The 15713-nt window shown below is 72.7% G+C and carries 10 protein-coding genes; 8 read left to right on the forward strand and 2 right to left on the reverse strand.

Annotation, left to right across the window (positions count from 1 at the left end; translation table 11 throughout):
* Positions 1-116: 116 nt before the first annotated feature.
* Both ACT3UF_RS07600 and ACT3UF_RS07605 read right to left on the reverse strand, forming a co-directional pair.
* Positions 117-323, reverse strand: coding sequence for a hypothetical protein (locus tag ACT3UF_RS07600; RefSeq protein ID WP_444600885.1), 207 nt, complete (start codon positions 321-323; stop codon positions 117-119).
* Positions 320-1036, reverse strand: coding sequence for a DsbA family oxidoreductase (locus ACT3UF_RS07605; RefSeq protein ID WP_442332610.1), 717 nt, complete (start codon positions 1034-1036; stop codon positions 320-322). The genes ACT3UF_RS07600 and ACT3UF_RS07605 overlap by 4 nt, the downstream gene beginning before the upstream one ends.
* A gap of 363 nt (positions 1037-1399) precedes the next feature.
* Between ACT3UF_RS07605 and ACT3UF_RS07610 the strand changes: the two genes are divergently transcribed.
* From ACT3UF_RS07610 to ACT3UF_RS07645, 8 genes are all read left to right on the forward strand, one after another.
* The gene (locus ACT3UF_RS07610; RefSeq protein WP_444608234.1) at positions 1400-4162 is read left to right on the forward strand and encodes an ABC transporter transmembrane domain-containing protein; all 2763 of its coding nucleotides are present in this window, start codon (positions 1400-1402) and stop codon (positions 4160-4162) included.
* A 112-nt stretch (positions 4163-4274) separates the two neighbouring features.
* Positions 4275-5657 carry a UDP-glucose dehydrogenase family protein gene (locus ACT3UF_RS07615; protein WP_444599203.1) on the forward strand — a complete coding sequence of 461 codons (1383 nt, stop codon included), beginning with the start codon at positions 4275-4277 and terminating at the stop codon, positions 5655-5657.
* 214 nt (positions 5658-5871) lie between these two features.
* Positions 5872-7110, forward strand: a complete 1239-nt coding sequence (locus ACT3UF_RS07620; RefSeq protein ID WP_441444635.1) for a glycosyltransferase family protein — start codon at positions 5872-5874, stop codon at positions 7108-7110.
* Positions 7100-8443: a glycosyltransferase family 4 protein gene (locus tag ACT3UF_RS07625; protein WP_444599204.1), complete on the forward strand. Its 1344-nt coding sequence runs from the start codon at positions 7100-7102 to the stop codon at positions 8441-8443. The genes ACT3UF_RS07620 and ACT3UF_RS07625 overlap by 11 nt, the downstream gene beginning before the upstream one ends.
* Entirely contained in the window at positions 8440-9705 is a 1266-nt protein-coding gene (locus ACT3UF_RS07630; protein WP_444599205.1) for a glycosyltransferase family 4 protein, read from the forward strand. The genes ACT3UF_RS07625 and ACT3UF_RS07630 overlap by 4 nt, the downstream gene beginning before the upstream one ends.
* Entirely contained in the window at positions 9705-11681 is a 1977-nt protein-coding gene (locus tag ACT3UF_RS07635) for an ABC transporter ATP-binding protein (protein WP_444599206.1), read from the forward strand. The genes ACT3UF_RS07630 and ACT3UF_RS07635 overlap by 1 nt, the downstream gene beginning before the upstream one ends.
* Positions 11681-14122, forward strand: a complete 2442-nt coding sequence (locus ACT3UF_RS07640) for a phosphotransferase (protein ID WP_444599207.1) — start codon at positions 11681-11683, stop codon at positions 14120-14122. The genes ACT3UF_RS07635 and ACT3UF_RS07640 overlap by 1 nt, the downstream gene beginning before the upstream one ends.
* Entirely contained in the window at positions 14119-15504 is a 1386-nt protein-coding gene (locus tag ACT3UF_RS07645; RefSeq protein WP_444599208.1) for a UDP-glucose dehydrogenase family protein, read from the forward strand. The genes ACT3UF_RS07640 and ACT3UF_RS07645 overlap by 4 nt, the downstream gene beginning before the upstream one ends.
* Positions 15505-15713 lie beyond the last annotated feature (209 nt).

Raw genomic sequence — 15713 nt, forward strand, 5'->3', positions numbered from 1 at the left:
CGAGGACAGAGGAACGCCCGGACGCGCCCCAGTGGCGCATCCGGGCGTCCCTTCTTCTGTGCGGCTTCGTGCGGCTGGGTGCGGGTGAGCGTCGAGCTCACGCTGGCCTGGTCGCGCTAGTCGCAGGTGCCGTCCACCTCGCAGCTCGTCCCGCCCTGGATCGTCCCGCCCAGCAGGGAGGTGAGTGAGGTCAGCGCGACGGGGGCATCGGTCGTCTCCGCCGCAGGTGCCGCGAGTGCAGCCTCCGCCGTCGCCGCGGCGCCGTCCCTTGTCGCGTCGGCCCCGTCGGCCGTGCTGCCGGTGCCGTGCTGCATGATGCTCATGCCTGGGCCCGCTCGGCCCGGGCCTCGTCGGCGATCTGCCGCAGCGCCTGACGGAAGGACTCCGTGGGGAGTGCCCCGGGGGCGGTGTACTTGTCGTTGAACAGGAAGAACGGCACACCGCGCGCGCCCATCGACGCGGCCTCGCGCACCTCTGCCTCGACCTTGTCATCGTGCGTCTCGCCGGCATGCGCGGCGCGGGCGGCCTGCTCGTCCAGGCCCGCCTCGACGGCGCGGGCGATCACGGTCTCGGCCTCGAAGGGGTTCATGGTGCCGGTGAAGTAGCCGCGCTGGAGCTGCATGAAGAAGTCCGTCGCCGCGTCGATGCCGTGCGCCTCGCCGATGGCCTGCATGACGCGGTGCACGCCGCGGGTGTTCGCCATCGGCCGCCCGGTGACGTACTCGCGGCCCATCTCCTGGGCCATCTCCTGGATCTGCGCCTCCATCTCGCGCACCTTCGCCTCGTCCATGCCCTTGGCCTCGACCAGGTGGGCGATGTTGTCCTTCACGCTGTCGGTGGGCGAGGTCGGATCCAGCTCGAAGGAGTGGGCGCGCACGTGGACCTGGTCGCTGAGGCCCTCCGCCTCGATCGCATCGTGCAGGCGGGACTCGCCGATGTAGCACCACGGGCACACCACGTCGGTCCATACGTCGATCGTGATCAGCGGCTCGGTGGGCTCGCTCGGTGCGGTCCGGCTCTCAGGGCTCTGGGTCATCGGGATCCTCCGTCAGCGGTTCGGGGGTGGTGACACGGCCACCACTTTCCTTGAAAATTCTGCTGCGCGGGCCCTCGAAAGGGCGGGGCGAGACGGGGTGGGGTGGGCGCTTCCGCTCCTGGCGCAGACTGAGGAAGTCCTCATCATCGTCTCACCTGGGGTTCACCGAGCCCGTCCAGCATGGGCACTGCCACGGACGATGACAGACTGGAGCGCCTCCCGCCCCGGTCCGTGCCTCCGGGCATCGCTACCCGACGTTCTCAGGACCGCCATGACCACCGTGAACCACCGCGCCCCGCACCACAGCCCCGCAGTCGCTGTGACCTGCCGGGCTGCCCAGCGATGCCAGGAGGAGCAGAGCGCATGAACACGAACGCCACCCCCGACGTCCCCCTCCGGAACGCCAGGGACACCGAGCAGACGGCCGCAGAGCCCGCATGGATCGAGATCGGCTCCCCGAAACGTCGCACCGCACCGCCGACCTGGTCGGATGAGCTGGCGCGGGATGCCTGGGATGCGCCGGGCGCGGCGGATGAGACCGTGCACGCGGCCGCACCAGGAAGGTTCGAACTCCTGAAGCCGGCTGCTCCGGCCGACGATCCCGCCGGTGCCGACGTCGATGCCGACACCAGCGCGGCAGAGGCGACTCCGCACAGCCCCACCTCTCCGTCCCTGCGCGGGGTCCGGCTGCGACGAGCGCCCCGTGCCACGGCACGTCCGTTCCGACGTCCCGCAGCCCGCGACTCCGCGGGGGAGAGGTCGCCGCACCTCGCGGTCGAGGAGGTATCGCGCCCCGCAGCGGAGGACGCTATTCCCGCTGACCTCTGGGTCCAGGACCCAGCGGGTGAGCCGACGCCGTCCACCCACGAGATCCCGGTTCTCCCACCCGGCCCCGACCCCGAGCCGCGTGGGGAGCCGGTGGCAGTCAGTCCCGAGGACCCCGAATCTGCGGAGCGCTGGCAGGTCATCCGCGATGCTGCTGCACCGGAGCCGGAGCCGGAGCCGGAGCCGGAGCCGGAGCCGGAGCCGGAGCCGGAGCCGGAGCCGGAGTTCGAGTTCGTGCCCGAGCCCGAGTCCGATACTGAACCAATGCCCGAGCCCGAGCCCGAGCCAGCGCCAGTGCGTGTGTCGGAGCCGATTGCGGAGCCCGAGCCCGTGGCCGGGCCTGAGTCCCTGCCGGAGCCAGAGCCGGTGCGTGAACCTGCCGGGCAGTCGCCGAGCCTCGTCGAGACTCAGGCTCCGCCGCGGCCCGCGCTGACGCTGGATCCCGCGTCCACCGCGGATCCCGCGTCCACCGCGGATCCCGCGTCCACCACGGACCCCGCGCCCACCGCAGACCAGGCCCGGCGAGCCGGCACCCTCGGCGCCGCCCTCGACCTCGTGCTCCCCGATCTGCAGGCCCACCGCTCGACGCTGATCGTCGGCCTGGGCGCCCTGGTGCTGAGCATCTGGACTCTCGTCGCCCTGCCCTTCCCGCTCAAATACTCGATCGATGCCGCGCTCGCTGCGGCCGGCGCCGGCTCCACTGCCCCCACCGGCATCGGGGGCGACCCCGTCACCGCTCTGCTGCTCGCCGCCGGAGCGCTGGCTGCCCTGGTGGCCCTGCAGGCAGGATTCCGTGCCCTCGCGGTCGGCGCCCTGCACCGGATCGGCGGGCACGTCGCCACCGCACTGCGCGGTCGCCTGCTCGGTCATGTCCATCTGCTCGGCCCTGGGCGCGACGGCGAAGGCCTCGGCCGCACCGGCTCCCTGCTGATCGACGACGTGGCACGACTGCGCGACCTGGTCGCGCACACCGGTCCGCGCCTGGCGGCAGGCCTGCTGGCATTGGCCTCCCTGACCGTGGTGATGCTGGTCGTGGAACCGATCGCCGCCGCGATCGTGCTGGTCACTGCGGGGCTCTACGCACTGGTGGCGCGGATTGCCCAGTCCGCGCAGCGACGGAAGGAGACGGCTGCCGAAGCCGACGGGGCACGCCTCGCCGAAACCGCCGACGAGCTGCTCGCCTCCACCCGCACCATCCAGTCCTACGGGCTCGAACAGCGGGCTCAGCGCAGCCTCGCCGAGCTCGGCGGTCGCTCCGCCCGCTCGCACGCTGTCGCCCGTCGCAGCAGCGCCGTCGGCGACTTCCTCGGCGAGCTGATCGCCGGGCTGGGCGTCGGCGCAGCGCTGCTCCTGGGCGGCTGGCGCATGAACGCCGGCACCATGACCCCCGGCGAGCTGACGATGGTGATCGCCGCTGTGCTGATCGCTGTGGTCCTGGCCCGCGAGATCGTCCGCCACTCGACCGGGCTGCGAGCCATCGCTGCCGCCGGGGACCGGATCGGGGCGCTGCTCGAGCATCGTGCGGTGATCTCCGAGCCCGCTCGCCCCCAGGCTCTCGGCGCGCTGCGCGGTGAGGTGGTGTACTCGGCGCTCAGCACCGCTGGGCCGCGGGGCCCGCTGTTCGAGAACATCTCGCTGATCATCCCGGCCGGTCAGCACGTGGCCCTGGTGGGGCGCGACGGCACCGAGGCCTCCGCGCTCCTGTCCTATCTGCTGCGGTTGGACCAGCCCGACAGCGGGCGGGTGCTGCTGGATCGCTACGACACCCGCACCCTCGCCCTGGCGGATCTGCGCAGCGCACTGTCCGTGGTGCAGCGCGGATCGGCGCTGTTCAGCGAGACCGTGCGGGAGAACATCCGGGTGGGCAGGCCGGGCGCCACCGATGATGAGGTCGTCGAGGCGGCTCGCCGCAGCGGTGCCGATGAGTTCATCACCCTGCTGCCCGAGGGCTACGACACCGTCCTCGCGCGCCGAGGTGCTGCGCTGACTGATGGGCAGCGTCGTCGGATCGCGATCACCCGGGCGCTGCTGCGTGACGCCCCGGTGGTGCTGCTCGACGGCGCCGATGCCGAGCTGGCTCCCGCCGACCACGAATCGGTGCATCGAGCACTGGACTCCCTCACCGCCGGGCGCACCGCTCTGGTCAGCAGTGACCAGCCGCAGTCGGTTCTCGATGCCGACCGGGTGCTGTGCTTCGAGAGCGGCGTGCTCGCCGAGGACGGCGCCCCCGGGCAGCTCGCCGAGGATCCGGATTCCTGGCTGGCGGCGTGGATGCGCGCCACGGGCGACACCTCCCGCTGACCCCAGCTCCTTCCCTGCCTTCCATCGCCGCGTCACTTCGACGTCACCTGTGCCTGCCACGGTGCACACAGGGCCTGGCCCGCTCGGGGTCGGCGAGGAGGGAGCGACGCTGATGGTGATCTCCGTGATCGGAGTGGGATATCTCGGAGCGGTGCATGCGGCCGCCATGGCCGAGCTGGGCCACGAGGTGATCGGCCTGGACATCGACGCCGACCGCATCGCCGCCCTCCAGGCAGGGCGAGCACCCTTCCACGAACCAGGCTTCGAGGAGATCCTGCGCCGGGGGCTGCGCAGCGGCAGGCTGCGCTTCACCACGGACTATGCGGAGCTCGAGCCGGCTGAGGTGCACTTCCTGGGCCTGGGCACCCCACAGCGCAAGGACGGCTTCGGCGCGGACCTCTCGCATCTCGAATCCGCCCTCGACTCCCTGCGCGAGGTGCTCGCGGCTCGTGGAGGCGCGCCGACGCTGGTAGTGGGCAAGTCCACCGTCCCCGCCGGCACCGCCCGTCGGCTCTCCGATCAGGTCGAGCAGATCGAGGGCGTGCAGCTGCTGTGGAACCCCGAGTTCCTGCGCGAGGGCTTCGCGGTCCAGGACACCCTGGAGCCGGACCGGCTCGTCTACGGGCTGCGCGAGCCCGAGGGGTCGCAGGCCGAGGCGGCGATCGCGATGCTCGACGCGGTCTATGCCGCGCTGCTCGCGGCCGGGGTGCCCCGCCTGGTGATGGGGTATGAGACCGCCGAACTGGTCAAGGCCTCCGCCAACGCCTTCCTGGCCACCAAGATCTCCTTCATCAACGCGATCGCCGAGATGTGCGAGGCCGTAGGCGGGGATGTCGCCGACGTGGCTCGGGCGATCGGGATGGATGACCGTATCGGGGCGAAGTTCCTGCGCGCCGGGGTGGGGTTCGGCGGCGGCTGCCTGCCCAAGGACATCCGTGCCTTCATCGCCAGCGCCGAGGAGCACGGTGTGGGGGAGGCCCTCGGTTTCCTGTGCGAGGTGGACCTGATCAATGAGCGTCGCCGGGCCCGGACCGTCGAGCTCGCCGGCGAGATGCTCGGCGGGGTCGAGGGCCGACGGATCACCGTGCTCGGCGCAGCCTTCAAGCCCGACAGCGATGATGTGCGCGACTCCCCGGCCCTCGATGTCGCCGACCGGCTGATGCAGGCGGGAGCGCGCGTCACGGTCACCGATCCGCAGGCCCTCGCCAACGCCGCCCAGCGGGTGCCGGGCCTGACCGTGGAGGCGGAGCTGGCCGCCGCACTGCGTGGCGCGGAGCTGACGCTGCTGCTCACCGAATGGCGCGAATACCGCGACCTCGACCCGGTCTGGGCCGCTGACCTGGTGGCGGTGCCGCGCATGCTCGACGGCCGCACTGTGCTCGAGCCTCGGCGCTGGGCGGAGGCCGGCTGGGAGTTCCGCTCCCTCGGCCGCGCTGACTCGAGCGCACTCCAGCAGCCTGCTGCCTCGATACCGGCGGTCCCCGCTCTGCTCTGACCCGGCCTCACCCTGGCCTCTCCTCGGCCTCACCCCGGGCGACGGTACCGTGAGCCGCCGAGCACGGGCATTACCGGCTTCGACCTCATGGAAGCGCCGTCACCCCTGGTCACAGGCCGGTGAACGGGATGAGAGCCTCCTCATCGACGACTCATCGACTCCTCATGGCCGCTCGGCATCCTTCAGATCGTCACCGAACGAGCAGGAGAGTCCGATGGACACCACGATCGCGCTGTACTCCCACGATTCCGTGGGACTGGGCCATGCCCGCCGCAACCGCGCCCTCGCCTATGCGCTCGCCGAGCAGCTGCCGGCGCTGACCGGCGGCGGCGTCAGCGGTCTGCTGATCGCCGGCCATCCGGACGCCGGCCGCGACCCGCTGCCCGAGGGCTGGGACTGGCTGGTGCTGCCCGGGATGACCCGCACCCGCAGCGGGTACGGCCCGCGCCGCCTCGGCATGGAACCGGATGCCCTGCGGGACCTGCGCAGCGCCACCATCGACGCGGCGCTGACCGCTCTGAAGCCGGACCTGTTCATCGCCGACCGCCACCCCTTCGGCATCGACGGCGAACTCGAGCCCGTGCTCGCGAACCTCCGTGCCTGCGGCACCGCCACCGTGCTGGGCCTGCGGGAGGTGCTCGACTCTCCGCGGGTCGCCAGCGCCGAATGGGAGGCCCTCGGCGGCGCCGAACACGTGGCCTCCTACCTCGATGCGGTCTGGGTCTACGGCGACCACCACGTCTACGACCCGCGCCTGACCGGCGAGCTGCCGCCTGCACTCGCGCGACTGGCCACCCCCACCGGCTATCTCTCCCACGGCCGACCCGCCGCCCGCCCGGCGACCCCCGGCCGCACCTCGCCGAAGCCGCCCCCTCCGTACGTCCTCACCGTCCTCGGCGGCGGCTCCGACGGCGCGGAGCTCGCCCGCCTCGCCGCGAGTGCGCAGCTTCCGAAAGGGCATCAGCACCTGCTGATCACCGGGCCGCAGATGCCCGAGCAGGAGATCGCCGAGATCCGTGCGCTGGCCACAGCCACGAGCGAGGCCACCACCGTGATCCGCAGCGCCGCGGACGTCCCCGAGCTGATCGCCGAGGCCGTCTCGGTGGTGTGCATGGGCGGCTACAACACGATGGCCGAGGTCATGGCGACCGACACCCCCGCCCTCGTCGTGCCCCGCCACCGCCGCCGCCAGGAACAGCCGCGCCGCGCCCAGGCCCTCGCCGCCGTCGGCGCCGTCGAGACCTGCGACCCCGAGACCCTGACCAGCGAGGACATCTCCGCCTGGTGGCGCCGCTCGGTCACCGGCCGCACCGACCGCGGCCACATCGACCTCGGCGGGCTCGCCATCGTCGCCCACCTCGCCGCCCAGCTTCTGCCAACCCCGCTTCTGGCCGCCCAGCTCCTGCCCGCTTCCGTCCCCGCCCACCCGGAGGTGTCCCGCCATGTCGGTTGAGAATCCCCACCGCATCGCCTACGTCCTGAAGATGTACCCCCGCTTCTCGGAGACGTTCATCGTCTCGGAGATCCTGGCCCGCGAGGCCGCCGGCGAGGAGATCGTGATCTTCTCCCTGCGACCCCCGATCGACGCCCGCTTCCACCCCGAGCTCGCCCGGGTCCAGGCCCCCGTCATCCAGGTGGGCCGCTCCTCCAGCCCGCGCCGCCTCTGGGAGGTGTGGGGTGCGGCGATGGCCGATCCGGAGCTCGCACCGGGCATGGCCGCGCAGCTCGGAGAGCTGGTGCGCGCCGGGGTCGACGACGCCGAGCAGGCGCTCGCCGTCGCGATGCTCGCCCGCGAGCACGGCGTGAGCCACCTCCACGCCCACTTCGCCTCGATGGCGACCACAGTCGCGCGCCTGGCCGGCCTGCTCACGGACCTGCCCTTCTCCTTCACCGCCCACGCCAAGGACATCTTCCACCGCGACGTGGAGGACGAGGACCTCGCCCGCAAGCTGCGCGACGCGGACCACGCCGTCACCATCAGCGAGTACAACCGCCGCCACCTGCACGCCCGCTTCGGCGCCCGGGACACCGCCCGCCTGGAGCTGGTGCGCAACGGCCTCGAGCTCGAGCGCTTCCCCTACCGCGGCCGCACAGGCCTCGCCGAGGTGCCGCTCCTGCTCGGGGTGGGGCGCCTGGTCGAGAAGAAGGGCTTCGACCAGCTGATCGACGTCGTCCGCGCCCTGCGCGAGGAAGGCCGCGAGGTGCGCGCCGAGATCGTCGGCGACGGCCCGCTGCGCGACGAGCTCGCTGCGAAGATCGCCGAGCTCGGACTCCAGCAGCAGGTCCGGCTGCTGGGACCGCGCACCCAGGAGGAGGTGCGCCATCTGCTGGACGTGGCCGACCTGTTCGTGGCCCCCTTCGTGATCGGGGCCGACGGCAATGCCGACGGGCTGCCCACCGTGCTGCTCGAGGCCATGGCCACCGGCATCCCGTGCGTAGCGGCCTCCGTCACCGCCGTCGGCGAGGTGATCATCGACGGCCGCACCGGCTGGCTGGTCCCCACCGGGGACACGACCGCACTGGTTGACGCCGTCCGCGAGGCGCTGGATCCCGCCACCGACCGGCTCGCCCTCACCGACGCCGCCCGGGAGCTGGTCGCCGCGGAGTACGACTCCCGCTCCCAGGCCCGCCGACTGCGCGCCCTCGCCGAGTGCTCCGCGCATCGCAACATCCTCACCCAGCCGATCGAGCTGCCTGCGCTGCAGCGGGCCACGCAGGCGCTCTCGCCCGCCGCTGCCCCGTCGGCCGCCCAGCCGATCGCCCCCGCCGGAAGGACCCTGTCATGAGGATCGCCTACGCCCTGCTCGACCCCGGCATCGGAGTGTTCGGCACCAAGGGAGCCTCCGTGCACGTCCAGGAGGTCATCCGCGCATTCCGGGCCGACGGCCACGAGGTGACCGTCTTCTGCACCCGCGTGAACGACGACATCCCCGCCGACCTCGCCGACCTCGAGGTGCGCCGCCACCGCCTGCCCAAGGGCAGCGGCGCGGAGCGTGAACAGGCCGTCGCCGCCGCCTCCGCCGCGATCGCCGAGGAGATCGCCGCCGGCGGCTTCGACCTGGTCTATGAGCGCTACTCCCTGTTCTCCGACACCGCCGCCCGGCTCTCGACACCTGCAGGCCCGGCAACCACCCCGATTCCCGCGATCACCGCGACCGCCCCGGTCACCCCGATTCCCTCGATCCTCGAGGTCAACGCGCCGCTGATCGCCGAGCAGCGCCAGCACCGGAGCCTGGCCGATGAGGCCGGGGCGCTCGCCGCGACCCGGCGCCAGCTGCGCGGCGTGACCCTCGTCTCCTGCGTGAGCGAGGCCGTGGCGCAGTGGACCCTGGACGAGGGCGCCGACCCGGCCCGCGTGGTCGTCACCCCCAACGGCGTGAACACCCGCCGCATCACCCCCGGCAGCCGCCCCGTCACCGCGCCGGGCCCGGAGGCGCCGGTCACCGTCGGCTTCGTGGGCACCCTGAAGCCCTGGCATGGCACCGATGTGCTGCTGCGTGCCTTCGCCCGCACCCGCGAGAACCTGCGCCTGGACATCTGCGGCACCGGCCCGCAGCAGGAGGAGCTCGAGCAGCTCGCCGCCGAGCTCGGCATCGCAGGGAGGGTCCGCTTCCGCGGCGCCGTCGCCCCCGAGCTGGTGCCCGAGATCCTCCACGAGCTGGACATCGCCACCGCCCCCTACCCGGCCGGGGAGCACTACTTCTCCCCGCTGAAGGTCTACGAGTACCTCGCAGCGGGACTGCCCACGGTCGCCTCCGCGATCGGCACCATCCCGGCGCTGCTCGGCCAGGGCGAGCTGGGCGTGCTGGTGGCGCCCGGGGACGTGGACGAGCTCGCCGCCGCCCTCGACGAGCTGGCCGCCGACCCTGCCCACCGCGCCCACCTCGCCAGGAGCTCCCGCGAGACGGCCGTGCGCGAGCACGACTGGAAGATCCGCTGCCGTGAGCTGCTGCGCCAGGTGGAGGCTGCGAGCCCGGCAGAGGCACGGAGTCCGGTCCTGGCTGCGAGCCCCGCTCAGGTTACGAGCCTGGCCGAGGTGGGTGCCTGATGGCCATCGGCACCTCGCGCACCGGGATCGACCAGCGCGACCCCGCACCGCGCGACCCCGCCCCGCACGATCCCGCACCTCGCAGCGAACGCACGCCCCTGCTGCGCCGCCTCCTGGGCACCTCGGCGGTGCCGAAGAAGGAGCGCCTGGATCCCTCGGCCCTGCGCCGCACCCTCCAGGTGGTGCGCCCGCACCTGCCGCGCCACCTGCTGCTGTGCCTGGTCGGCATGATCGGGCTGTTGCTCGACGTCGCCTTCCGGGTGCTCGAGCCCTGGCCGCTGAAGTACGCGGTGGACGCCGTGACCTCGGCGCTCGGCGCTGACCTGCCCTCGGACGCCTCACCCTTCGGCCTGAACATCGAGCAGACGGTGATCGCCGCGGCGCTGGGCCTGGCCATGATCATCGCTGGCCGTGCGGGCTCGAACTACCTCGCCACCATCTCCTTCGCGAAGGTCGGCGCGCGCATCGCCACCGAGCTGCGCACCCGGGTCTTCGACCACATCCAGGCGCTGTCGCTGCGGTACCACTCGCGCGCCTCCATCGGAGACACTTCACAGCGCCTCGTAGGGGACGTGGGGAGGCTGCAGGACGTCGCGGTCACCGCGGGGCTGCCGCTGATCGGCAACGTCATCACGCTCGCTGTGCTGCTGGTGGTGATGGTGATCCTGGATCCCTTCCTCTCCGGCATCGTGATCGCCACGGGCCTGATCTACCTGCTGCTGTCCCGTCGCTCCTCCCCGAAGATCGTGCGCGCCTCCCGCAGCACCCGTAAGGGCGAGGGCTCCTTGGTGGGCGCCGCCGCCGAGGCGCTCGGCGCGATCCGCGTGGTCCAGTCCTACGGCCTGGAGAAGACCGTCGCCCACGAGTTCGCCGGCGGCAACGAGAAGGCCATGAAGGCCGGGGTGAAGGCCAAGAAGTTGGCCGCCGGCCTCGAGCGCGCCACCGACGTGCTGGTGGGCATCGCACAGGGCACCGTGCTGGTCGTCGGCAGCCTGCAGGTGCTGCGAGGGGTGATGAGCCCCGGCGACATGGTGCTCTTCCTGACCTACCTGAAGATCGCGATGAAGCCGCTGCGCGACATGGCCAAGTACACCGGCCGGATCGCCCGCGCCTCCGCCTCCGGGGAGCGCATCGCCGACCTCATGGACGAGGAGATCGAGATCGCCGACCCCGAGCGCCCGGTGCCGATGCGCCACGTGCGCGGCACCGTCGAGTTCTCCTCGATCACCTCGCCCGACGGTCACGGCCGCCCCCTCTTCAAGGACCTGGACCTGAGGATCCCCGCCGGTCAGCACCTCGGGATCCTCGGCCCTTCCGGCGGCGGGAAGTCGACGCTGGTCTCCTACCTGCTGCGTCTGAACGAGCCGCAGGAGGGACGGATCCGGATCGGAGGCTACGACACCCGCTCGGTGAGCCTCTCCGATCTGCGCCGCCACGTGGCGATCCTCCCTCAGGAGTCGGTGCTGTTCACCGAGTCCGTGCGCGAGAACATCCGCTTCGGCAGGCGCGACGCCACGCCTGCCGAGATCGAGGAGGCCGCCCGCCGCGCCGGTGCGCACGACTTCATCATGGGCCTGCCGGAGGGCTACGACACCGTGCTCGGCAACCGGGGCGACACCCTCTCCGGCGGTCAGCGCCAGCGCATCGCGATCGCCCGCGCCATGATCCGCCGTGCCCCGGTGGTGGTGCTGGATGAAGCGACGACCGGCCTCGACCCGGCCGCGAAGGCCCAGGTCAACGAGTCGCTGCGCGAGCTCGCCCGTTCCCGCACCACGATCTCCATCACCCATGACGCCACCACCGTGGCCGGGCTGGACCGGGTGCTCTGGCTCGAGGACGGCCGGATCCTCGAGGACGGCACCCCGGCGCAGCTCGCCGCCGATCCGGACTCCCACTACTCGCGCTGGATCGTCGAGCAGCGCGCCGCGGAACAGGCCCTCGACGCCCCACAGCCGAAGGGACAGGAGATCCGGTGATGACCATGACCGCCACTCCGCTGCAGCTTCTCAGCGACCACGCCCGCCTGCCCGGAGCCGCCGTGCTGCTGGAACCCGAGCAGCTGTCCACCCTGCTGGGGCGCGAGATCACCTTGGACCGGGTGCGCATCAAGCCCACCGCCTCGGTGCTCGTCTCCTACCGCGCCACCGTCCCCGCCGGGACGCGGGGGCAGGATCTCGCAGGCGTCGGCTGGGTGCAGCTGGTCGCCTCCCGCGACAAGCGTGGCAACATCCTGCACCGCGCCGAGCGCAGCGGGACGGAGATCCTCGAGCACACCACCACAGCCGACGGCCCGTACCTGCTCAGCGGCGGTCTCGACAGCGACCCGCGGCTGGGCCGCGAGATCCACCGCCTGCTGCACCGATGCGGAGACGAGACCGCCCTGCGGGTGCTGAGCTACAACCCCGGCCGCCACGCCGTGCTGCTCCTGCCCGACTCCGGCGAGGTGCTGCGCATCGCGGCCAGGCCGCTGGATGACCTGCTGCGGGTCGGTGAGTGCTGGCGGGAGCTGGGCCTGCCCACCGTCGCCCAGCGCCGCTGGCGCGGCCGCCCCTCGGTGCTGATCGGTGGGCAGTGGGGCCAGGGAGATCTTGCGGGGCTGTCCTGCCATCCCCACTCGATGCCGGCCGCCGCCCGGCTCGGCGAGATCATCGCCCGCCTGCATGCCGCCGACGTCTCCGGGCACAACCTGCCCGCAGCCCGCATCGGCGACCTGGTCCCCGCCACCGCAGAGGCCGTCGCCGAGCTGCTGCCGCACCGCGCACAGCAGGTCGAGCAGCTCACGCAGCGACTGCGCGCGACGCTCACGACCGACGGGCCCCTGGCCCTGATCCACGGCGACCTCTCCCCGGACCAGGTCCTGATCTCGGTCGACGAGACCGCCGTCCCTGGCGAAGGGCACCTGCCCCTGCGCGTGGTGGACCTGGACCGCTCCGGCCTCGGGCCGCGCAGTGCTGACCTCGGCTCCTGGATCGCCTCCTGCCTGCTCGCCGGAGTCGAGGAGCAGGCCACCGCCTTCCTCCGCGGCTACACCCGCCACCTCGGCCTGCCGCCGAGCACCGAGCTTGCAGCCTGGACCGCCCGCGCCCTGCTCTCCTCCGCCCTGGACCCGCTGCGCCGTCACCGCGATGACTGGATGGAGCGGGTCGAGCGGCGCCTCGCGCTCGCCGAGATCGTCCTCGAATGGCCCGGCCGCCTGCCTCTGCCCGCCCCGGCCCCCGCGGCCCCGAGCACAGGGGAGCAGCAGCGCCTGGTCCCCACCACCGTCACCCATGACGGACGCGTGCTCACCGTGCACCGTGCGTGGGCCGACGACGGCCGCGGCCTGCCCCTCGAGCTCGAGGACAGCGCCCCTACCCGCTCTGGAGCCCGACTGCGCGCAGCCCGCCTCGACCCCGCCACCGGCCAGGTCACCGTGCTCGAGGACGGCACCGACCCGCGCCTGCCCGCACTGGCCCGCGTGCTCGGAGAGCATCCGAGCGGCACCGTCGTCTCGCACCGGCCCGGCAAACGCGCCGTGGTCCGCCTCGAGGGAGGCGAGGGCAGCGAGGGCGAGCACGCCGGGACCCGCTACGTGAAGATCGTCCGCCCCGGCCGTGCCGCACCGCTGCTGGAGGCCATCGACCGCTCCACCGCCTTTGAGGGCCCCTTCCGCACCGCCCGGGTGCTCGACGCCGACGACGACACCGTCACCTTCGCCGAGCTGCCCGGACACCTCCTGCACGACGGGCTCCCCACCGCTGACGGCACCTGGCGCCGCGCCTGGCGCGAGACCCTCGATGCCTGGACCACCGCCGTCGAAACCTCCCGCGACCGCGCGAGAACCGCGACCCTCCACGGACCAGCGGCGGAGGCCGAGGTGCTCGAGGCCTGGGGTGGACGTGCCGATGCCGTCGATCCCGCCGGGGCCGTCCTGCGCGGTCGCGCCCTGACGCTGGCCCGCAGGGAGCTGCTGCGCCTGGAAGACGTCGAGCGGCCTGCCCTGATCCACCGCGACCTGCACGACAAGCAGATCCTCTGGCAGGAGGGCGACCGTCCCGCCCTCCTGGACGTCGACACCGCGACCGCCGGTGATCCCGCCCTCGACGCCGCGAACCTCCGCGCGCACGCCACCTGGCGCGAGCTGCAGGGGATCTGGACCGAGGAGCAGGCCGCCGTGGTCCGCGACGAGATCGACCGGGCCGCCGCGCGCAGCGGCATCCCACCCGAGACCCTCGCCGCCTACGAGAGCGGCACCATCGCCCGGCTCGCCTGCGTCTACGCCTTCCGGCCACGGTGGCGCGGCGCTGCCCGCATCCTCGCCGCCTCCCTCGACCCGGCCGGCCCCGGCCCTGCATCCCGGGCCTCCCTCCCCGCACCCGCGGCAGAGGACACCCCACTGGGCGGCGCCGTCGCCCACCTCGAAAGGAGCATGTCGTGAAGACCACCAAGATCTCCGTCATCGGAGTCGGGTACCTCGGTGCGGTGCACGCCGCCGCCATGGCCGACCTCGGCCACGACGTGGTCGGCCTCGACATCGACGCCGAGCGCATCGCCACCCTCCAGGCCGGGCGCGCCCCCTTCCACGAACCCGGCTTCGAGGACATCCTCGCCCGTGGCCTGGACGCCGATCTGCTCCGCTTCACCACCGACTACGCCGACATCGCCGACGCCGACGTGCACTTCCTCGGCCTCGGCACCCCGCAGCAGGCCGACGGCTTCGGCGCCGACCTGTCCTACCTCGAGGCCGCGGTCGACACGCTCGCCGAGGTGCTGCCCGTCCGCGGCGGTGCGCCGACGCTGGTGGTCGGCAAGTCCACCGTCCCCGCAGGCACCGCCCGCATGCTCGCCGGCCGCCTCGAGCAGATTGAGGGCGTGACCCTGATGTGGAACCCCGAGTTCCTGCGCGAGGGCTTCGCCGTGAAGGACACCCTGGACCCCGACCGGCTCGTCTACGGCGTGCACGACACCGAGGACCCCGTCGCCGCGCAGGCCGTCGCGATGCTCGACGCCGTCTACGCCCGGATCCTCGAACGCGAAGCACCCCGCCTGGTGATGGGGTACGAGGCCGCCGAGCTGGTCAAGGCCTCGGCCAACGCCTTCCTCGCCACCAAGATCTCCTTCATCAATGCCGTGGCGGAGATGTGCGAGGTCACCGGGGCAGACGTCACCGACGTGGCCCGCGCGATCGGCATGGACAACCGCATCGGCGCGAAGTTCCTGCGAGCCGGGGTCGGCTTTGGCGGCGGCTGCCTGCCCAAGGACATCCGCGCCTTCCTCGCCAGCGCCGAGGACAACGGCGTGGGGGAGGCCCTCGGCTTCCTCCGCGAGGTCGATGCCGTCAACGAGCGGCGCCGCGCCCGGGTGGTCACGCTCGCCGGTGAGATGCTCGGAGACCTCACCGGACGCCGGATCACCGTGCTCGGCGCAGCCTTCAAGCCCCTCAGCGACGATACCCGGGACTCCCCGGCGCTCGACGTCGCCTGCCGCCTGCGTGCCGCCGGGGCCATGGTCACGGTCACCGACCCCAAGGCGCTGCAGAACGCCGAACGCCGCCTCGGCGGACTGGTGGAGTTCGAGCCGGACACCTCCTCGGCACTGCGCGGAGCGGAGCTGACCGTGCTGCTCACCGAGTGGGACGAATACCGCGACCTCGACCCCGTACGTGCGGCCGGCCTGGTCGCGGCAACGCGGATGATCGATGGCCGCAACGTGCTCGACCCGCGGCAGTGGCGCGACGCCGGCTGGGAGATCAGCTCCCTGGGCCGGGCCAGTGCCCTGCCGGCGACCCCCATCACCGAGCGGGAGCCCGCCCTGGCCTGAGCATGAGCACAGCCGCTCCTGCCTACCAGCTATCTCCGGCCGTGCGGGCGCTGCTCAGGTACCGCTGCCTGGTCGGGTGCTGGAGGCCTGGTCAGGGGCTGGCCGGTGGTCGGGTAGTGGAGGTTTGGCCAGGGGGTGGCCGGTGGTCGGGTGCTGGGGGCTTGGTCGGGTAGTGGCGCCAGGGCGATGAGTACGGCGATATCGTCGTA

Origin of the sequence: Brachybacterium sp. AOP24-D1-21 (assembly GCF_052378665.1) — a bacterium.
Lineage (GTDB): Bacteria > Actinomycetota > Actinomycetes > Actinomycetales > Dermabacteraceae > Brachybacterium.